The following is a 19146-nucleotide window of genomic DNA, read 5'->3' on the forward strand; positions in this document are numbered from 1 at the left end:
GCATTGACACTCCGTCGGCCCGGGTGGTGGGCTCGTCATCCAATCGTGACCATCGGGCGCGATCCACGATCGTGATCTTCGGGCGGAGAGGAGCCCCGGGTGTCCCTCGGACGCAGGAAGCGGACGGCCACCGCCGTCGCCGCGGCGGTCATCGGCGGACTCCTCGGCGGCGCCCTGCCCGGTGTCGCCCACGCCGCCCCCGGCTCTCCGGGCTCCCCCGGCTCCCCGGTGACCTCCCCCGACCGGCAGTCCGCGGCCGTGCCCCCGGTCTGGCCGCGGCCCCAGTCGATCGCCCCGGCCGGTGCGGCCGTGCCGCTCGGCAGCGAGGTGACGCTGCTCGTCGCGCCCGAGGCCGATCCGTACGCCGCCGGGGCCCTGCGCGGGCTGCTGCGGGCCGCCGGGGTGCGCACCGTGCACGAGACGCTGCCCGGCCGCGGGCCGGTGATCCGGTTCGGCGACAGCGTGGAGACGGACGCGGCGCTGCGCGCCCTGAGGGTGCCCGAGCGGGGCGATCTGCCGGACGGCGGCTACCGGCTCGCCACCGGCCGGCTGGCCGGCCGTGACACCGTCGTCGTGGACGGCGCCGGCGAGGACGGCCTCTTCCACGCCGTACAGACCCTCCGTCAGCTCATCGGCTCCGCAGACGGCTCCGGAGCCGGTCCCAAGGGCGCGGTCGTCCCCGGCGTCGTGGTGCGCGACTGGCCCGGCACCGCCGTCCGCGGCCTCACCGAGGGCTTCTACGGGGAGCCGTGGACGCCCGCCGAACGGCTCGCCCAGATCGACTTCATGGGCCGCACCAAGCAGAACCGCTATCTGTACGCCCCTGGCGACGACCCCTACCGCCGCGCGCTGTGGCGCGAGCCCTACCCGGCCGCCGAGCGGGCCGCCTTCCGCGAGCTCGCCGCCCGCGCCACCGCCAACCACGTCACCCTCGCCTGGGCCGTCGCCCCTGCCCAGGCCATGTGTCTGTCATCGGACGCGGACGTCGCCGCGCTCACCAGGAAGCTCGACGCCATGTGGGCGCTGGGGGCGCGGGCCTTCCAGCTGCAGTTCCAGGACGTCAGCTACAGCGAGTGGAGCTGCGACGCGGACGCCGACGCCTTCGGCAGCGGCCCCGAGGCCGCCGCCCGGGCGCACGCGCGCGTGGCGAACGCCGTCGCCGCCCACCTGGCCCGGCGCCACCCGGGCGCGGCCCCGCTGTCGCTGATGCCGACCGAGTACTACCAGGACGGCGCCACCGACTACCGGAGCGCGCTCGCCGGCGCCCTCGACCGGCGCGTGGAGGTGGCCTGGACCGGCGTCGGCGCCGTACCGCGCACCATCACGGGCCGGGAGCTGGCCGGGGCCCGGGACGCGCTGCGCCACCCGCTGGTCACCATGGACAACTACCCGGTCAACGACTACGCGCAGGACCGGCTCTTCCTCGGCCCGGCGACCGGCCGCGAGCCGGCCGTCGCCGCCGGGTCCGCCGCCTTCCTCGCCAACGCGATGGAGCAGGCCGCCGCCTCCCGGGTGCCGCTGTTCACCGCCGCCGACTTCGCCTGGAACCCCAAGGGCTACCGGCCGCAGGAGTCCTGGCAGGCCGCCGTCGACGAGCTGGCGGGCCCCGATCCGGCCGCCCGCGAGGCGCTGCGCGCGCTCGCCGGGAACGGCGCCTCCTCGCTCCTCGCCCCGGACGCCGAGTCCGCCTATCTGAAGCCGCTCGCCGCCGCCTTCTGGACCGCCCGCGCGCAGCACGACCCGGCGGTACGGGAGAAGGCGGGGCGCGAGCTGCGCGCCGCGTTCACGGTGATGCGCGAGGCGCCCGCGCGCCTGCAGGGCACCGCCGACGGCAGCCTGGGCGCCGAGGCCGGGCCGTGGCTCGAACGCCTCTCCCGGTACGGCGCGGCCGGCGAGACCGCCGTCGACATGCTGCTCGCCCAGGCGCGCGGCGACGGCGCAGGGGCCTGGCGGGCCCAGCTGGATCTTGAGCGGAAGCGGGCCGCCCTGCGTGCTGCGGGTGGCGCCGGGCGGGTGACGGTCGGCAAGGGCGTCCTGGACGCCTTCCTCGACCGGGCCGCCGCCGAGTCGGCAGCCTGGACCGGCGCCGACCGGGCGCCGTCGCGCACCGGTGAGCCGAAGCAGGACCGCGGGGCGGCCGGGGGCGCGGCCTCCGGCGACGGCGACACGTACACCGTCCGGCTGGACCGTACGCGGCCGGTGGAGACCCTGACCGTGATGACCGACCCGGTCGACCCCGCCGGGGGCGGTCGGGGGACGGGCTTCCTGGAGGCGTACGTGCCGGGCGAGGGCTGGCGGCGGATCGGGCCGCTCGCCGCGTCCGGCTGGACCCAGGCCGACCTGAAGGGGCTGCGGGCCGAGGCGCTGCGGATCGTGTGGACCGGCGGCGCCGGCGCGCCGCCGCGGGTGCGCTCGCTCGTGCCGTGGTTCGCCGACGAGCCGCGGGCCGGGCTCGCCCTGTCCCGTACCGAAGCCGACGCCGAGATCGGCGGCCCCGCGCAGCGGGTGGACGTCACCCTGGAGGGGCGGCGGGCCGCCGAGGTGCGCGGTCCGCTGACCGCCGAGGCTCCCAAGGGCATCACCGTGCGCCTGCCCAGGGACGAGACGGTCGTGCCGCGGGGCACGACGGCCACCGTGCCCCTGGAGGTGTCGGTGGCGCCCGGCGTGCCCTCCGGCTCGTACACCGTCCCCGTCTCCTTCGCGGGCGAGCGGCAGGTCCTCACGGTGCGCGCCTTCCCGCGTACCGAGGGCCCCGACCTGGTCCGTACGGGCACGGCCTCGTCCTCCGGCGACGAGACGCCCGACTTCCCGGCCGCGCTCGCCGCCGACGGCGATCCGGCGACCCGCTGGTCCTCGCCGGCCGAGGACGGCGCCTGGTGGCAGGTGGAGCTGGCCGAGCCGGCCCGGATAGGGCAGGTGGTGCTGCACTGGCAGGACGCCTATGCCGCCCGCTACCGCGTCCAGGTCTCCGCCGACGGGCGGGTGTGGCGTACCGCCGCGACCGTACGGGACGGCCGGGGCGGGCGGGAGTCGGTGCGCATGGACGCCGCCGACACGCGGTTCCTGCGGGTGCAGGGCGACGCGCGGGCGACGGAGTACGGCTACTCGCTGTGGTCGGTGGAGACGTACGCGGTGGCGCCTGCGGGCGCGCCGACGGGCCCGGACACGGAGGAGCCGGAGTCGGACGGTACGCCGCCCGACTCCCCGTAGATCTGGGTGTCTCTCGTACGCGAAAGGCCCGGCTCAACCCGTCGTCACGGCCTCCTGCGGGGAGGCGGTGGCGACGGAGTCGATCCGGGCCAGGACGTCGTCGGCGCCGTACGGCTGGAGGTACGGCAGCCAGCGTGGGTCGCGATGGCCGGTACCGATGATCCGCCAGGCCAGACCGGTCGGCGGCGCGGGTTGATGGTGCAGCCGCCAGCCCAGCTCACGCAGGTGCCGGTCGGCCTTGACGTGGTTGCAGCGGCGGCAGGCCGCCACGACGTTGTCCCAGGCGTGCGTCCCCCCGCGGCTGCGCGGAACGACGTGGTCGACGCTGGTTGCGACGCCACCGCAGTACACGCAGCGTCCGCCGTCGCGGGCGAACAGGGCTCTGCGGGTCAAGGGAACGGGCCCCCGGTAGGGGACCCGCACGAACCGCTTCAGCCGCACCACACTGGGCGCGGCGACGACACGGCTCTCGCTGTGCATGAAGGCGCCGGATTCCTCGAGGCAGAGTGCCTTGTTCTCCAGGACGAGGACGAGCGCGCGGCGGAGCGGTACGACGCCGAGCGGCTCGTACGACGCGTTGAGGACCAGGACATGCGGCACGGATGCCTCCTATGACGCCGGCGGCGCGTGGCTCGCGCCGGGACGAAACTGCTCTCAGTCTCTCCTCACAGCGGGCCGGTGCGCCACCACGTATACGTAATGGTCCTGAGGTGTTCTCGACCACATCGGCCGCCGCACGGGAGTCATCCCCGCATGTGGGCCGTCTTTCCGGGTGCACCTGTGTGCACACGTCAACGGGGGCACCCCCCTGCCCCCGCTAGTGTGGATGATTCGCGAACGCCTGCCTGGAGGTCCCCTCGTGCCGCCCCTGTCCTGGTCCGCCCTGCGAACCGCCGCCGCCGACGATCCCACGCACGTTCCGGTGACGCTGGACGAGGCGGCGGAGAAGGCGACGAACGCCGCGGGGTGGGTGGAGCAGAACTGGTCCACCTGGCTGAACACCGGCCTGAAGATCGTCCTCATCCTGGTCGTCGCCTTCACCCTGCGGATGCTGGTCCGCAAGGCCCTGACCAAGCTGATAGACCGCATGAACCGCTCGGCCCAGGCGGTCGAGGGCACCGCCCTCGGCGGCCTCCTCGTCAACGCCGAGCGCCGCCGCCAGCGCTCCGAGGCGATCGGCTCCGTGCTCCGCTCCGTGGCCTCCTTCCTGATCCTCGGCACCGCCGGCCTGATGATCCTCGGCGCCTTCAAGATCGACCTGGCGCCGCTGCTCGCGTCCGCCGGTGTGGCGGGTGTCGCGATCGGTTTCGGCGCGCGGAATCTGGTGACGGACTTCCTCTCCGGCGTCTTCATGATCCTGGAGGACCAGTACGGTGTCGGCGACTCCGTCGACGCGGGCGTCGCCTCCGGCGAGGTCGTCGAGGTGGGCCTGCGCGTCACCAAGCTGCGCGGCGTCGACGGCGAGATCTGGTACGTCCGCAACGGCGAGATCAAGCGCATCGGCAACCTCAGCCAGGGCTGGGCCACGGCCGCCGTCGACGTCACCGTCCGCCCCACCGAGGACCTGGACCGGGTGAGCGCGGTAATCACCGAGGCCGCCGACTCCATGTCCAAGGACGAGCCCTGGAACGAGCGCCTCTGGGGCCCCGTCGAGATCCTGGGCCTCACCGAGGTCCTGCTCGACTCCATGACCATCCGCGTCAACGCCAAGACCATGCCCGGCAAGAAGCTCGGCGTCGAACGCGAACTCCGCTGGCGCATCAAGCGCGCCCTCGACGCCGCCGGCATCCGCATCGTCGGCGGCATCCCGCCCCAGGCGGACGAGTCCAAGCCCGCCGACCCCACGGCCGGCATGTCGGCCCCCTCGGCCTTCGCCTCCCCGGCCTCCCCGCAGTCGGCGGCGGCGACGCCATTGCCGAAGCCGGACCTGAACAAGTAGCCCGCCGCCGCGACACGAGAAAGGGGCGCCCCGCCGTACGACGGCGGGGCGCCCCTTCGCCGATCATGGTCAAGGTCCGTTCAAGTAACCAGGCCCGTCCGCCTCCTCGGCCAGGGGCAGCCGTAGCATCTGCGCCCATGTCTCCGAGATACTCCCTCGCCCTGCGGGTCTACACGATCCCGGTCCTCGGCACCTTCGCCCTGGCCCTGCACCACAAGGTGAACACGGGAAGCTGGACCTTCCCCGTCTACTTCACCGTCCCGACCCTCGCGCTGGCCACCCTCGTCTTCTGGCACAACCGCAGCCCCGAGGCGGTGGCACGCCTGGAGGCCCGCCGAGCGGCGCGAAGGCTGGGCAAGTAGTCCGGGCAGGCGAAGGCGGCATCGTGGCCGGTCAGCGGCCGAGCCGGCCGTCCTTGACGCTCGCGACGAAGGCGGAGAAGGCGGCGACGGAGAGGCCGAGGACGGGGCCGCCGGTGTTCTTGGAGTCGCGGACGGGGACGGTGTGGTGGGCGGCGGCGAGGTTGATGGCGACCTCGATGCACTCGCCGTTGTTGCTGTAGGAGGACTTGTACCAACGGGGGGACTCGGTCGTCATGACATGCCCTTTCGTACCTGCTCGACCATGGCTACGGAGTCTGCCTGGGAGAGGCATTCCGCCTGGAGTTGATGGTAGGCCGTCAAGAGGGACACCACCGCTGTGCGCTCCCGCTCGACATGCCCCTGCGCATGGGTCTCCGCGTACGCGATCATCGAACGGTCGGCCAGCGTAAGCAGGTTGACCGGGAGGTCGAACGGGCGCCGCTCGCCCATGTCGTACGGTGCCACCTGAAACACGCTGTTCGGCAACTCGGCGAACTCGACCAGCCGCTCCAACTGCGCCCGCATGGCGTCGGGACCGCCAACAGGGCGACGGATGCAGCTCTCATCCATCACCACGAGCAGCATGGGCGGGCGGTCCTTCACCAGCGCCCCCTGCCGCTCCATGAGGAACGCGACGCGCTCGTCCGCCTGTTGCTGTGTGAGGGAGCCGCGCCGCACGTGGCTGTTCGCGAGCGCTTGCGCGTACCCCGGCGTCTGCAACAGCCCCGGAATGATCCCGAGATGGAACGACCGGATCTCGACCGCCCGGCCCTCGTAGGCGACGTATTCCGAAAAGCCCTCCAACAGGTTGCCGTACCGCATCTCGCTCCACAGGCGTTCCAGCGAGTCCGCCGTTCCGACTGTGCCGAAGACCTGATCGAGCTCCCGCGAGAACGGGAGGGTCGGCGGTTTGCGAGCAGTTTCCACCGCAGAGATGTGCTGGCTGGAGTAGCTCACCCGCCCCGCCAGGTCCTCCTGCGTCCAGCTCCGACGCTCCCGCAGCCTGCGCAGATGTGCACCGTAAGCCGCGCGCGGGCCGTCCTCCGGGCGTAATTCCTTGCGATTGACCACAACTCTTCCTTCGAGTCTGCCCAGTTGAAGGGGGACTCGACCCTACGCCACGCTGACGACCCCTGGTAGTGGATTCGCTACAGAGAGGCACCGTCATGCCCGAACCCTCCCCCGCCCTCGGCTCCTTCGTCGCCGACACCAGCAACGGAACGCCCCACCTCGGCGAGGTCACCGCACACGAAGGCGGCACCCTCTACCTGCGCCCGCCGGGCGGCGGCATCGAGTGGACCGCGGCGCCGGCGGACCTGCGGCCGCCCACGGAGGACGAGTGGGCCCGCATCCGCGTCCTCACCACCCCCGTCCCGCGCACGGCCTACGTGCTGTCCGCCGACCACGGCCTCCGCCCCCGCCCCGAGCCGTCCCCGGGCTGCCCCTCCTGCGCGGCGCTCGTCCAGTGGTTCGACCACTACATGGGAGTGGGGCCGCAGCGCGACGAATCGGCGGCGGTGGACTGCGTGGTGGAGATCCGCAACCACCCGCACGACCCGCCCAAGATGACGATCAAAGAGTTCCCCACCCCCCGGTGATGCCCGGTAGGACGGCCCGGAGGAGGGGAGCTCGTGAGCCTGCACGAATTCGAGATCGAACCCGAGGTACGGGAATGGCTGGACACCCTGAGCGCGTCCGACTACAAGCGCGTGGACGAGGTCGCCGGAATGCTCGCCGCATGCGGCACGGACATGCCCGGGTCGCTCGCGAAGCCCCTCGGTGGCGGCGTGTGGGAGCTGCGGGTACGCATCAGGGACGGTGCGGTGGCCGCGCGGGTGACGTACTGGTTCGCCCCCGGGAGGGTGGTGTTCCTGACCGTGTTCCGCAAGACGCGCCAGCACGAAGAGGATGAGGTACAAAGGGCGCGAGGAGCCCGGAAAGTCTGCGAACGCGATCACGGCACGGCGGCGGACAGCTACAGGAGGACGGTATGAGCGGGTACAGCACAACCGCCCACATGCGCTGGCTCCGCGACCGGGCCCCTGGCGACGATCCCGAGCGTGCGGCCATCCGGAAGCGTCTCGCCTTCGGCCTCGCCGTGTACGACTGCCGCATCGAGCGCGCCCTGAGCGTGAAGCGTCTCGCCGCGCTGGCGGGGATGGAGCCGGACGAGATCGAGCGCATCGAGGAGGGGGGCACCGAGCCCTCCCTGGAGCTGATCGAGCGCCTGGCCGAGGCCCTGCACGCCGAGGTGCGCCTCACCCCTGGCCCGAGCCCGGCCATAAGGTTCGAGCCCCCGGCCGCCTGACCGCCCCGAAGCCGCCTCAGAACCACCCACCCCCACCCCGGGACACCATCACCCACCGCAGGCACCCCGCGTCATCGTCTTCGGGACCCGTTCGGCGGCGGCTCTCCATCACTGCATGGCTTCCCTTGCCTTGTCGAGGTTGCCTTCCACAAGTCGGCCGTACCCTTGGGCCACGGCTCAGCAGCCCGCGAGACGCGCGAGGTTGGTAGCGGTCTCGCGCACCACCGTGGCGCTTCTGCGAATGGCGGTATCCCGGTCGACGAGGCCCTGCTCCTCCTCCTGCGAGGGGGCGATGAGCTCGACTGTGATGTAGGGAGCCGTCGAGCCCATGCGGCGGGCGCAGCCGACGGGCAGCGTGGCCTCGGCCCTGTCCGGGAGTGCCCAGCCGGTGAACCCGGGGCCGAGGGGGACGGAGTCCTTCTTGTGGCCGGAGGCGCTCTGCGTGTCCTGAATGATCAGTTGGTAGATCCCGCGGGGAGAGTCACTGTCCGGGTTGGCCCGCATCACGTGGCACGTCTTGAACACCGCGTAGTCGCCCTTGCCCTTCCGCTCCCACTCCTCCGCGCTGGCCTCACCCCCCTTGCCGTCGTCGATCAGCTCCGCTGTCTGCCGGCTGAGCGCCCCGTAACACAAGGTCTGCGGCAGCGGCGGCTTCTCCTTGTCGTCAGGCCAGAGGCTCGCCGTCACGACGGCCACCCCGGCGACGCCGAGCACGATGGTCAGCGGCAGCCACTTCTTGTCCATCGGTCACTGTCCCATCGCCTTGTCAGCGTCCCCCATGGCGCGCTGCCACCGGTCCCTTTTCCGTGTGCCCAGGCTCCTTCGCCATCCCGCCCATCGCCCCATGCAAAGTGGCGATCTCGACCACCGCTCTTCTTCAGTGGGATGGCGCGACTCAGCAGCCGGCGAGACGCGCGAGGTTCGTGGCCGCCTCGCGGAGCACCGTGGTGCTTCTGTGGATGGCCGTGCCCCGGTCGACGAGCTTCTTCTTCTCCTCCTGCGAGGGGGTGATGAGCTCGACGGTGATGTACGGGGCGGTCGAGCCCATGCGGGCGGCACAGCCGGCGGGCAGTGTCGCCTTGGCCTCGTCGGGGCGCACCCAGCCCTTGAAGCCAGGGCCGAGGGGGACGGAATCCTTCCTGGGGCCGGAGTCGTGCAGCTCGTCCTGGATGATCAGGTTGAAGGTGCCTCGGGGGTAGTCGTTGTCGGGGTTGGCGCGCATCACGCCACACCCCTTGAACACCTTGAGCTCGCCCTTGCCCGGGCTCTCCCACTCCTCCGCGCTGACCTCGCCCCCCTTGCCGTCGTCGATCAGTTCCGCCGTCTGCCGGCTGAGCGCCCCGTAACACAAGGTCCGCGGCAGCGGCGGCTTCTCCTCCTCAGGCCAGAGGCTCGCCGTCACGACGGCTACCCCGGCGACGCCGAGCACGACGGTCAGCGGCAGCCACTTCTTGTCCATCGGTCACTGTCCCATCGCCTTATCCGCTTCCCCCATGCCGTACGCATACCACTGCTCGGTGGTCGACTGGAGGCCGTCCTCGTACTCACCGGGGCTCGCGTCCAGCTCCTCCGGCGTGAGCCCGCGTTTCGTCGCCATCCCGCGCAGCAGGCGGTACATCTCCTGCTGACCCTCGTCGTAATGCTTAATCATGTTGTCTCGGGTCGCGGCGTCGACCCTAGCGTTGTCGTTGTTCAGGGCCCCGCTCAGAGCCCAGTCCACCGTGCGCTGGACCCCGTCGCCGACGACCGGGATGGGGGTCAGCAGTCCGCCGACGACATGGTAGTTGACCATCTTGTTCCAGTTGTTGGCGTCCTTCTCCGCCTGCCCCATGTCGTAGATCACGTCGCCGCGCACACCGTCGAGGTGCCCGAGCGCCGATGCCGACTGCTTGACCCAGGCCCGCAGCTCCTCGTCCTTCTCGCGGAAGGACTCCGCCGGGAAGTGGTTGAGCCCCTCGCCGATGACCACGCTCTGCGAGGCGTGGATGATCTTGTAGGCGTTGGGGTCCTCCGCTGTGGAGCGGATGATCCGGGTGAGGTCCCCCCGGTCGATCGTGAGCTCGTTGAAGTCGGTTGGCCCGTCCATCTTCTTGCCCAGGATCTGGTGCACGTCGGAGCCGTAGTCGGCGATCATGTCGGCCATCGGCAGGCGCATGGAGACGGGGACGGCGCTCTGGTCCTTGCGGAGCGCCTCCGTGTACTCGCTCATCACCCGCTCGAAGATCGCGGTCTCGGCGCCGTCGTGGTGAGCGGGCACCGGGTGCAGCGGTGAACCAGGGACGCGGCCGGTGGACGCCGCCTCGAGCGCGAGGCCGAACTCGGCGCGGGCCGAGGTGTACTGGGTCTCCTCCGGCATCTTGCTCTCGACGTCACCCCCCGGCCACTTCCGCTCCTCCATGAAGTACTTCAGGTTGTCCGTGGTGTTCGGGTCGAAGTACGCGGTGGAGGCGGACGGGTTGCGGCTCATGGCGTTCAGCAGTCCCTTCATCGGGTCCTCCTGGGTGCCCTGCCAGTTCTTCATGTAGCCGTCGTACGGGTCGTCGGTGTTCGTCTCCCACTCGCGGATGGTGTCGGCGACCTCCGTCAGGAAGGCCTCGCTGAACACCGGGTCGCCCTCGTCCTTCTTCCAGGGCGAGGACTTCTCCTTGGGGTCCTTGTTCGGGTCGTAGACCTCGTAGGCGTCATTGTCCGCCGCCATCAGCTTCGTCAGCGTGCTCAGCCCCGTCGCCCCGCCTCCCAGCTGCCCCGGGTGCTGGTTCGGCAGGCCGTTGCCGTCACGTGCCAGGCCGATGAGGCGGTCGGTCCAGGCCGAGGTCATTCCGCCCGGGGAGCCGAGCGGGGAGTCGGGGCCGGTGGCGGTGGCGAGGCTGCCGGAGAACGCCTTGTAGAGGCGGGCGTCGGTGGCCGAGACCGAGCCGTCGCGGCCGCCGTGCTCCATGCTGCCGGCCAGGAGCAGGACCGCCTCCTGCCCGTCGCGGCCGTTGTAGCTGAGGTTGGTCATCAGCTCGGCGGCGAAGGCCGGGTGGTTCTTGCCGCCCTCGACGAGGGTGAGGAGCCGCTCGCGCTCCTTGTCGTCGAGGTGCTCCCAGCGGGCGTACAGCTTGGCGGCCTCGCGTCCGTTCTCGGCCTGCTGCTTCTCCTCGGCGCGCATCTCCTTCGCCTCGGCGACACCGTTGATGTCGGTGCTGCCGAAGTCGTTGGGGTGGTTCTTGATCAGCGCGCGCAGGCCCCACGCGCACAGCTCGTCGGCCTCGTTCGCACGCTTCAGAATGCCTTCGAGCTTCTCCCTGAGGGCGTCGAACTGGGCCTCCGTGGCGATGGGCTCCGTGCTGTCCTTCGATCGCCGATCGGGGTGGACCCGGTGGGAGAGCACACCGTTCGGGTAGATGGTGATGCCCGGCGGAGGGTTGTCGTACGCGTTCTTGAGGTCGTCCTGCGCGGACTTGAGCAGGGTGTACGCGTCCTGGAGGAGGTCGCGCACGGACTCGGCCTCGGTGACGGCGTCATCGAACTCCTTGGCCGTCTTGGTGACGAACTCCTTCGTCACGGAGGCGTTCTCGCCGCGCCAGGTGGACTTGTCGGCCTTGGTCTTCATCGCCGACGCGTCGGTCTTCAGCTGCGTCAGCTTCGAGATCATCTGGGTCCACTGGGTGGCCGCGGTGTTCATCGGGCCGAGCTTGGCGTTCAGGAGTTGCTCGAACGTGGGCATGTCTGGCTCGGCTCCTTACCGGAAGTACTTGTCGATCTGGGACGCGGGCACGGCGGCGTCGACGTTCGGCGGGACCGGGCCGAGGATGCGCATCTGGGCGGCGATCCAGTCGTCGTCCGCCTTGGCGGACTTCTTGGTGTAGTTCAGGTGGTTGGAGATGTGCGCGCAGGCCTGGAGCAGCGTCTTGACCTGTGTCTCCCAGGTCTTGTTCACCTCCGTGAGCGCGGCGCCCGAGTCGAAGCCGTCGCCCTTCAGACTCGTGCCCGCGGTCTCGCTCGCCGTGTCCGCGTGCTTGCCGCCCGTCTGCAGGCCGTTGAACAGGCCGTACGCGGCGTGGCCGATCTCGCCCAGGTCGTCGTCCTCGACCACATAGTCCGCCGAACCCTTCGCGGCCGGCGCTGCGTGCCCCCCTCCCGCGTCGGGAAGCTGGTTGAGCCGCGTCGCGACAGCCGCCTTCTCCGCGGCCCACTCGTCCTCGAACGACATTCCCGATACCCCCGTGTCTGAAATCCGAACGGCCGTTCTTCCCCCGCACGTTACCGATGCGGTCCCCACACCGACCACTGAGGGCTGATCATTTCTGCTGGTTCTTCACGTTCCCGGCCCTTGACGCCCCGATGACCGCGGCCTTACGTTCCTCCCAACACAATAGGAAACCTTCCTAACAGTACACAGACAGGTGGGCGTCGTGGCCGGTACGAGTACGGGAGCAGCCGGGACGCCCGGGACGCCGCGGGTGTTGCGGGCCATGAATGATCGGGCCGCGCTGGATCTGCTGCTCGCGCACGGGCCGTTGTCGCGGACGCGGATCGGGAAGCTGACCGGGTTGTCGAAGCCGACGGCGTCGCAGCTCCTCGCCCGACTCGAAGCCGCCGGGCTCGTCGTGGTGACCGGGACGACCGAGGGGCGGCCGGGGCCGAACGCGCAGCTTTACGGGGTGAATCCGCGGGCCGCGTACGCCGCCGGGCTCGACGTCACGCCCGAGGGGATCCGCGCGGCGGTCGCCGATGTGACCGGCGCCGTGGTCGGGGAGTTCGCGGTGGCGACGCCCGGGCGCGGGGCCGAGGACGTGGTGCGGCAGGTGGTCGACGCGCTCGGCGGGGCCGTGAAGGCCGCCGGGCTCGCCCTCGGGGACGTACACCGCGTGGTCATCGGCACGCCCGGCGCCTTCGACCCGGCCACCGGGCGGCTGCGGTACGCCTCGCACCTGCCGGGCTGGCACTCCCCCACGCTGCTCGAGGAGCTGGCCGTCGCGCTGCCGATGCCCTTCGAGTACGAGAACGACGTCAACCTGGTCGCCCTCGCCGAGCAGCGGCTCGGCGCCGCCCGCGACCACGAGAACTTCGTGCTGCTGTGGAACGAGGGCGGCGTCGGCGCCGCGCTCGTCCTCGGCGGGCGGCTGCACCGCGGGTTCACCGGCGGCGCCGGCGAGGTCGGCTTCCTGCCGGTGCCCGGCACCCCGCTCGTACGGCAGGTCGCCAAGGCCAACTCCGGCGGCTTCCAGGAGCTCGCCGGCGTGCAGTCGGTGCCCCGGATCGCCAAGGCCTGCGGGATCGACACCCGCGAGCAGCCGTACGTCGAGACCGCGGCCCGGCTGCTCGCCGAGGCCGCCGAGCGGCACGCCGAGGACGAGCGGTACGCCGCGCTCCTCGACACCTACGCCGAGCGCCTGGCCACCGGGCTCGCCGCCCTCGTCGCCGTGCTCGACCCCGAGCTGATCGTGCTGTCCGGCCTCGCCATCAGCCCCGGCGGCGAGCCGCTGCGCTCCCGCGTCCAGGCCCAGCTCGCCGATCTGGCCGCCTCCCGGCCCCGGCTCGTCCTCGCCGCCGTCGACCGCGACCCGGTGCTCCGCGGCGCCCTCGAATCCGCCCTCGCCGCCACCCGCGACGAGGTCTTCGACACGTCCAGGTAGTCCCAGAAAGCCACAACCACCCCGTCCCCGTTCCAGGGAGATTCCGCCATGCCCGCACCGCGCCGACACCGCAGACTCGCCGCCGCCCTCGCCGCCACCACGTCCGTCGCGCTCTTCGCCGCCGCCTGTACCGGCTCCGCGAACAACGGCGCCACCGACGACCCCAACGCGCAGACGACAATCACCTTCTGGCACGGCTGGTCCGCCCCCTCCGAGGTGCAGGCCATCAACGACAACATCAAGCGCTTCGAGAAGGCCCACCCCAACATCAAGGTGAACGTCGTCGGCAACATCAACGACGACAAGCTCAACCAGGCGCTGCGCACCGGCGGTTCGAAGGGGCCCGACGTGGTCTCCTCCTTCACCACGTCGAACATAGGCAAGTTCTGCTCGTCCGGGGCCTTCGCCGACCTCCAGCCCTTCATAGCCAAGTCCAAGCTGGAACTCGACAAGATCATCCCCAAGACGCTCCTGGACTACACCCAGTTCGAGGGCAAGCGCTGCGCGCTGCCGCTGCTCACCGACGCGTACGGCCTCTACTACAACAAGACCGCCTTCAAGGCGGCCGGTCTCGACCCCGAGAAGCCCCCGAAGACCTACTCCGAGCTGCTCGCCGCCGCCAAGGCGCTCACCAAGCCCAAGGGCGACGGCTACGCGCAGCTCGGCTTCATGCCGAACTACCGCGGCTACGAGACCACCACCGAGCACTACCTGGGCAGTTGGGGCCCGGCGTACTTCGACGCCAGCGGCAGGTCGACGGTCGGCACCGACGCCGGCGTGGCCGAGATGATGACCGTGCAGAAGAAGATGGTCGACGAGCTCGGCGGCTACGCCAAGCTGGAGAAGTTCCGTACCACCTTCGGCGACGAGTGGGGCGCCAAGCACCCCTTCCACACCGGCCAGGTCGCCATGCAGCTCGACGGCGAGTGGCGGCTCGGCATGGCCACCGACGCCAAGGCCGCCTTCGACATCGGCGTCGCCCCGATGCCCGTCCCGGACGCGCAGGCCGCCGACTACGGCAAGGGCTATCTCTCCGGCACGGTCATGGGCATCGCCCCGCAGAGCAAGAAGCAGAACGCCGCCTGGGAACTGGTCAAGTTCATGACCACGGACACCGAGGCCGTCGTCGCCTTCGCCAACGGCATCCGCAACGTGCCCTCCACCTTCGAGGCGCTGAAGTCCCCGAACCTGAAGTTCGACCCGCGCTTCAAGACCTTCCTCGACATCGCGCAGCACCCGAAGTCCAACACCGCGGCAGGGGCCGTCAACGGCGCCACCTACCTCAACACCCTCCAGGACTTCGCCGTGCAGTACGAGAAGGGCGAGGTGACCGACCTGAAGGGCGGGCTGCAGAAGACCGCCGAGCAGATCGACACCGACATCGCCAAGGCGAAGTAGGCGCGATGACCAGTACGATCACCCTCCGCTCGAAGCGCCGGCGCGCGGCGCTTCGTACCGCGGCCTTCCTCTCCCCGTGGCTCATCGGGTTCGCGGTCTTCTTCGCGTACCCCCTCGTGTCCACCGTCTACTTCTCCTTCATGGACTACGACGGTTTCCGGCCGCCGACCTTCAGCGGCCTGACCAACTGGACGTACGTCTTCCGGGACTACCCGCTGTTCTGGCCGGCGCTCCGCAACACCCTCTGGCTCGTCGTGGTGATGACCGCCTGCCGGGTCGTCTTCGGACTCGGCGTCGGCCTGCTCATCACGAAGATCAAGACCGGCGCCGGAGTCTTCCGGACCCTCTTCTACCTGCCCTACCTGGCCCCGCCGGTCGCCGCCACGCTCGCCTTCGTCTTCCTCCTCAACCCCGGCACCGGCCCGGTCAACGCGATCCTCGAAGGCCTCGGCGTCCCGGCCCCCGCCTGGTACAACGACCCCGCCTGGTCGAAGCCCGCGCTCACCATGCTCGCGGTGTGGGGCGTCGGCGACCTCATGGTCATCTTCATGGCCGCGCTGCTCGACGTACCGAAGGAGCAGTACGAGGCGGCCGAGCTCGACGGGGCCTCGGCCTTCCAGCGCTTCCGCTACGTCACGCTGCCGAACATCTCGCCCATCGTGATGTTCGCCGTGGTCACCGGGATCATCCAGGCGATGCAGTACTACACCCAGCCGCTCGTGGCCGGGAAGGTCGCCTCCGGCGTCATCGGCGGCTCCGGACAGTCCTTCGAACCCGGCTACCCGGACAAGTCCACGCTGACCCTGCCGCAGCTCGTCTACAACCTCGGCTTCCAGCGCTTCGACTACGGCGCCGCCTGCGCCACCGCCCTGATCCTCTTCGCCCTGGCCATGGTCTTCACCCTGCTGCTCATGCGCCGCCGCGGCGGTCTCGTCCAGGCAGGTGACTGAACCATGAGCCAGACCCTCGAAGCACCCGAACTCGCGCCCGCCGAGCGGAAGTCCGCCGGCACCCCGGCCGCCCGCGCCGCCCGCCGCAAGGCGGTCCTGCGCTGGATCGCCGTCCACGCGCTCGGCATCGCCGCCGCGCTGTTCTTCGTCCTCCCCTTCGTCTTCGTGCTGCTCACCTCGCTGATGAGCGACCAGCAGACGCTCACCCGCGACCTCGTCCCCGCCACCTGGGAGTGGGACAACTACACGGCGGTGCTCGACACCCCGGGCTTCCTCACCTGGTGGCGCAACACCCTGCTGTACGCGGGCCTCGGCACCGTCCTCACCGTGGTGTCGTCGGTCCCGGTCGCGTACGCCCTCGCCAAGTTCCGCTTCCGCGGCAGCCGGCTGGCGCTCATGCTGGTCATCTCGATGATGATGCTGCCGCCGCAGGTCGTCGTCATCCCGATGTACCTGTTCTGGGCGAAGCAGCTGGACCTGTCCGGCACGCTGTGGCCGCTGATCATCCCGATGGCCTTCGGCGACGCCTTCTCCATCTTCCTGCTGCGCCAGTTCCTGCTGACCATCCCGAACGAATACCTCGACGCCGCCCGCGTCGACGGCTGCGGCGAACTGCGCACCCTGCTGCGGATCGTGCTGCCGATGGCGAAGCCCGGCATCGCCGCCGTCGCGCTCTTCCAGTTCTTCGCTGCCTGGAACGACTACTTCGGGCCGCAGATCTACGCCTCCGAGAACCCGGCCGCCTGGACCCTGAGCTACGGCCTGGAGTCCTTCAAGGGCGCGCACCACACCGACTGGAATCTGACCATGGCCGCGACCGTCCTGGTCATGGCCCCCGTGATCCTCGTCTTCTTCTTCGCCCAGAAGGCATTCGTCGAGGGCGTCACACTGACCGGAGTGAAGGGCTGACTGTTCAATGAAGCTCGCTGTCGTGGGGGGCGGCTCCACCTACACCCCCGAACTCATCGACGGGTTCGCGCGGTTGCGCGACACCCTGCCCGTCACCGAACTCGTCCTCGTCGACCCCGCCGCCGACCGCCTCGACCTGGTCGGCGGCCTGGCCCGGCGGATCTTCGCCAAGCAGGGCCACGAGGGCCGGATCGTCACCACCTCCGACCTCGACGCCGGCGTCGACGGCGCCGACGCCGTGCTGCTCCAGCTGCGGGTCGGCGGACAGGCCGCCCGCGAGCGGGACGAGACCTGGCCGCTGGAGTGCGGCTGCGTCGGCCAGGAGACCACCGGCGCCGGCGGTCTCGCCAAGGCGCTGCGCACCGTGCCGGTGGTCCTGGACATCGCCGAGCGGGTCCGCAGGACCAACCCGGACGCCTGGATCATCGACTTCACCAACCCGGTCGGCATCGTCACCCGGGCGCTGCTCCAGGCCGGCCACAAGGCCGTCGGCCTGTGCAACGTGGCGATCGGCTTCCAGCGCAAGTTCGCCGCGCTGCTCGGCGTCGCCCCGGCCGACGTCCACCTCGACCATGTCGGGCTCAACCACCTGACCTGGGAGACCGGGGTACGGATCGGGGGCCCCGAGGGCGAGAACGTGCTGCCCCGGCTGCTCGCCGAGCACGGCGACGCCGTCGCCGACGACCTGCGGCTGCCGCGTGCCGTCGTGGACCGGCTCGGCGTCGTCCCCTCGTACTACCTGCGCTACTTCTACGCGCACGACGCCGTCGTCGAGGAGCTGCGCACCAAGCCCTCGCGGGCCGCCGAGGTGGCCGCGATGGAGAAGCAGCTCCTGGAGATGTACGGCGACCCGGCGCTCGACGAGAAGCCGGAGCTGCTCTCCAAGCGCGGCGGCGCCTTCTACTCGGAGGCGGCCGTGGACCTGGCCGCGTCCCTGCTGGGCGGCGGTGGCTCGCCGTACCAGGTGGTGAACACGTACAACCGCGGCACGCTGCCCTTCCTGCCGGACGACGCCGTCATCGAGGTGCAGGCCGCGGTGGGGCCGCAGGGGGCGGTGCCGCTGCCGGTGGCGCCGGTCGACCCGCTGTACGCGGGGCTGATCGCCAACGTCACCGCGTACGAGGACCTGGCCCTGGAGGCGGCGCTGCGCGGCGGCCGCGACCGGGTGTTCAAGGCGCTGCTCGCGCACCCGCTGGTGGGGCAGTTCGGGTACGCCGACGGGCTGACCGACCGGCTGATCGCGCACAACCGGGAGCACCTCGCGTGGGCCTGAACGGAGCGCTGCTGGCGATCGACGCCGGCAACAGCAAGACCGACGTCGCGGTCCTCGCCCCGGACGGCACGGTCCTGGGCGGGGCTCGCGGCGGCGGGTTCCAGCCGCCGCTGGTGGGGGTGGAGACGGCGGTCGAGGCGCTGGCGGAGATCGTCGGGCGGGCGTGCGAAGCGGCGGGCGTGGAGCCGGTGTTCGCGCAGATCGCGGCCTGTCTCGCCAATGCCGATCTGCCGGTGGAGGAGGCCGGTCTGAAGGCCGGCCTCGAGGCGCGCGGCTGGGGCGGCGCGGTCCACGTCTGGAACGACACCTTCGCGATCCTGCGCGCCGGGGTCGACGAACCGCGCGGTGTCGCGGTGGTGTGCGGCGCGGGCATCAACTGCGTCGGCATGCTGCCCGACGGGCGTACGGCGCGCTTCCCGGCGATCGGCAAGATCTCCGGGGACTGGGGCGGGGGCGGCGGACTCGCCGACGAGGCCCTGTGGTTCGCGGCGCGCGCCGAGGACGGGCGGGGCGGGCCGACCGAGCTCGCCCACGCCCTGCCGACGCACTTCGGGCTGCCCAGCATGTACGCGCTGATCGAGGCGCTGCACCTGGGCCGGATCCCGCCGGAGCGCAAGCACGAGCTGACGCCGGTGCTCTTCCGTACGAGCGCGGAGGGCGACCCGGTGGCGCGGTCCCTGGTGGACCGGCTCGCCGACGAGGTCGTGGCGCTCGCCTCGGTCGCGCTCGGCCGCCTCGGACTGCTCGCCGAGGAGGCGCCGGTGGTGCTCGGCGGGAGCGTGCTCGCCGCCCGGCATCCGCGGCTCGACGGGCGGATCGCCGAAGTCCTCGCCGTGAAGGCGCCGAAGGCGCGGACGGTCGTGGTGACGGCGCCGCCGGTGCTGGGCGCGGGGCTGCTCGCCCTGGACGCGGCCGGCGCTCCGCCGGAGGCGGCGGCGCGCCTGCGGGCGTACTACGCCTGAGCCGCCGTACGACGCACGAGACGCATGACACGTGACGCATGTGTGCGGGGCGCTCTTCCCGGGGCGCCCCGCACGCATGTTCACTCGTTCGAGGATGTTCGGGGTGGAACCGATTCCGGCCACCACTCGTGTTCCTGAGGAAGGGGGTTCGCCTGCGACGCACAGGGGGACATGGGGCACGATAGGAACAAGATCGAGTCAATCCCGGTGTACG

General features: G+C 71.2%; 19 protein-coding genes. 12 read left to right on the forward strand and 7 right to left on the reverse strand.

Annotated elements, in window-relative coordinates; translation table 11 throughout:
- Positions 1-99: 99 nt before the first annotated feature.
- A complete protein-coding gene (locus tag JAO84_RS11860; RefSeq protein ID WP_370412833.1) occupies positions 100-3210 on the forward strand; it encodes a beta-N-acetylglucosaminidase domain-containing protein in 3111 nt (1036 codons plus the stop codon).
- Between the two features lie 33 nt (positions 3211-3243).
- Here JAO84_RS11860 and JAO84_RS11865 read toward each other — a convergent pair whose 3' ends face one another.
- On the reverse strand, positions 3244-3810 hold the full coding sequence (locus JAO84_RS11865; protein ID WP_265862453.1) for an HNH endonuclease: 567 nt from the start codon (positions 3808-3810) through the stop codon (positions 3244-3246).
- 268 nt (positions 3811-4078) lie between these two features.
- On the opposite strand from JAO84_RS11865, the gene JAO84_RS11870 reads away from it, so the two are divergent.
- Together JAO84_RS11870 and JAO84_RS11875 are read left to right on the forward strand one after the other, a co-directional pair.
- Positions 4079-5149: a mechanosensitive ion channel family protein gene (locus JAO84_RS11870; protein ID WP_370416729.1), complete on the forward strand. Its 1071-nt coding sequence runs from the start codon at positions 4079-4081 to the stop codon at positions 5147-5149.
- Between the two features lie 137 nt (positions 5150-5286).
- Entirely contained in the window at positions 5287-5511 is a 225-nt protein-coding gene (locus tag JAO84_RS11875; RefSeq protein WP_370412834.1) for a hypothetical protein, read from the forward strand.
- Between the two features lie 31 nt (positions 5512-5542).
- Here the strand turns inward: JAO84_RS11875 and JAO84_RS11880 are convergent, their stop codons facing one another.
- On the reverse strand, positions 5543-5746 hold the full coding sequence (locus JAO84_RS11880; protein ID WP_370412835.1) for a DUF397 domain-containing protein: 204 nt from the start codon (positions 5744-5746) through the stop codon (positions 5543-5545).
- The gene (locus tag JAO84_RS11885) at positions 5743-6582 is read right to left on the reverse strand and encodes a Scr1 family TA system antitoxin-like transcriptional regulator (protein WP_370412836.1); all 840 of its coding nucleotides are present in this window, start codon (positions 6580-6582) and stop codon (positions 5743-5745) included. Before JAO84_RS11885 ends, JAO84_RS11880 begins: the two co-directional genes overlap by 4 nt.
- Positions 6583-6677: 95 nt before the next feature.
- Between JAO84_RS11885 and JAO84_RS11890 the strand changes: the two genes are divergently transcribed.
- The 3 genes from JAO84_RS11890 to JAO84_RS11900 are packed head-to-tail and all read left to right on the forward strand — an operon-like array spanning position 6678 to position 7819.
- Positions 6678-7109, forward strand: a complete 432-nt coding sequence (locus JAO84_RS11890; RefSeq protein WP_370412837.1) for a hypothetical protein — start codon at positions 6678-6680, stop codon at positions 7107-7109.
- A gap of 33 nt (positions 7110-7142) precedes the next feature.
- Positions 7143-7505: a type II toxin-antitoxin system RelE/ParE family toxin gene (locus tag JAO84_RS11895; protein WP_370412838.1), complete on the forward strand. Its 363-nt coding sequence runs from the start codon at positions 7143-7145 to the stop codon at positions 7503-7505.
- Positions 7502-7819, forward strand: a complete 318-nt coding sequence (locus tag JAO84_RS11900) for a helix-turn-helix domain-containing protein (RefSeq protein WP_370412839.1) — start codon at positions 7502-7504, stop codon at positions 7817-7819. The genes JAO84_RS11895 and JAO84_RS11900 overlap by 4 nt, the downstream gene beginning before the upstream one ends.
- Positions 7820-7996: 177 nt before the next feature.
- Here the strand turns inward: JAO84_RS11900 and JAO84_RS11905 are convergent, their stop codons facing one another.
- The 4 genes from JAO84_RS11905 to JAO84_RS11920 form a co-directional block, all read right to left on the reverse strand.
- Positions 7997-8563 (reverse strand): hypothetical protein, encoded by a 567-nt coding sequence (locus tag JAO84_RS11905; RefSeq protein WP_370412840.1) that lies wholly within the window; start codon positions 8561-8563, stop codon positions 7997-7999.
- Between the two features lie 151 nt (positions 8564-8714).
- Positions 8715-9278, reverse strand: coding sequence for a hypothetical protein (locus JAO84_RS11910; protein ID WP_370412841.1), 564 nt, complete (start codon positions 9276-9278; stop codon positions 8715-8717).
- 3 nt (positions 9279-9281) lie between these two features.
- Positions 9282-11528: a DUF6571 family protein gene (locus JAO84_RS11915; protein ID WP_370412842.1), complete on the reverse strand. Its 2247-nt coding sequence runs from the start codon at positions 11526-11528 to the stop codon at positions 9282-9284.
- Positions 11529-11543: 15 nt separating this feature from the next.
- Positions 11544-12014, reverse strand: coding sequence for a hypothetical protein (locus tag JAO84_RS11920; RefSeq protein ID WP_370412843.1), 471 nt, complete (start codon positions 12012-12014; stop codon positions 11544-11546).
- Between the two features lie 262 nt (positions 12015-12276).
- Here JAO84_RS11920 and JAO84_RS11925 point away from each other — a divergent pair, with 262 nt between their 5' ends.
- Genes JAO84_RS11925 through JAO84_RS11950 form a run of 6 tightly spaced genes read left to right on the forward strand, consistent with a single transcriptional unit; the run spans position 12277 to position 18932 of the window.
- Positions 12277-13440: an ROK family transcriptional regulator gene (locus tag JAO84_RS11925; protein WP_370412844.1), complete on the forward strand. Its 1164-nt coding sequence runs from the start codon at positions 12277-12279 to the stop codon at positions 13438-13440.
- Positions 13441-13488: 48 nt separating this feature from the next.
- Positions 13489-14838, forward strand: a complete 1350-nt coding sequence (locus tag JAO84_RS11930) for an ABC transporter substrate-binding protein (RefSeq protein ID WP_370412845.1) — start codon at positions 13489-13491, stop codon at positions 14836-14838.
- A gap of 5 nt (positions 14839-14843) precedes the next feature.
- Positions 14844-15788 (forward strand): carbohydrate ABC transporter permease, encoded by a 945-nt coding sequence (locus JAO84_RS11935; protein WP_265862474.1) that lies wholly within the window; start codon positions 14844-14846, stop codon positions 15786-15788.
- A gap of 3 nt (positions 15789-15791) precedes the next feature.
- Positions 15792-16697 carry a carbohydrate ABC transporter permease gene (locus tag JAO84_RS11940; protein ID WP_370412846.1) on the forward strand — a complete coding sequence of 302 codons (906 nt, stop codon included), beginning with the start codon at positions 15792-15794 and terminating at the stop codon, positions 16695-16697.
- 7 nt (positions 16698-16704) lie between these two features.
- Positions 16705-17970, forward strand: coding sequence for a 6-phospho-beta-glucosidase (locus tag JAO84_RS11945; RefSeq protein WP_370412847.1), 1266 nt, complete (start codon positions 16705-16707; stop codon positions 17968-17970).
- A complete protein-coding gene (locus tag JAO84_RS11950; protein ID WP_370412848.1) occupies positions 17961-18932 on the forward strand; it encodes an N-acetylglucosamine kinase in 972 nt (323 codons plus the stop codon). The genes JAO84_RS11945 and JAO84_RS11950 overlap by 10 nt, the downstream gene beginning before the upstream one ends.
- Positions 18933-19146: the final 214 nt, after the last annotated feature.

Origin of the sequence: Streptomyces fradiae, from assembly GCF_041270065.1 — a bacterium.
Classification (GTDB): domain Bacteria; phylum Actinomycetota; class Actinomycetes; order Streptomycetales; family Streptomycetaceae; genus Streptomyces.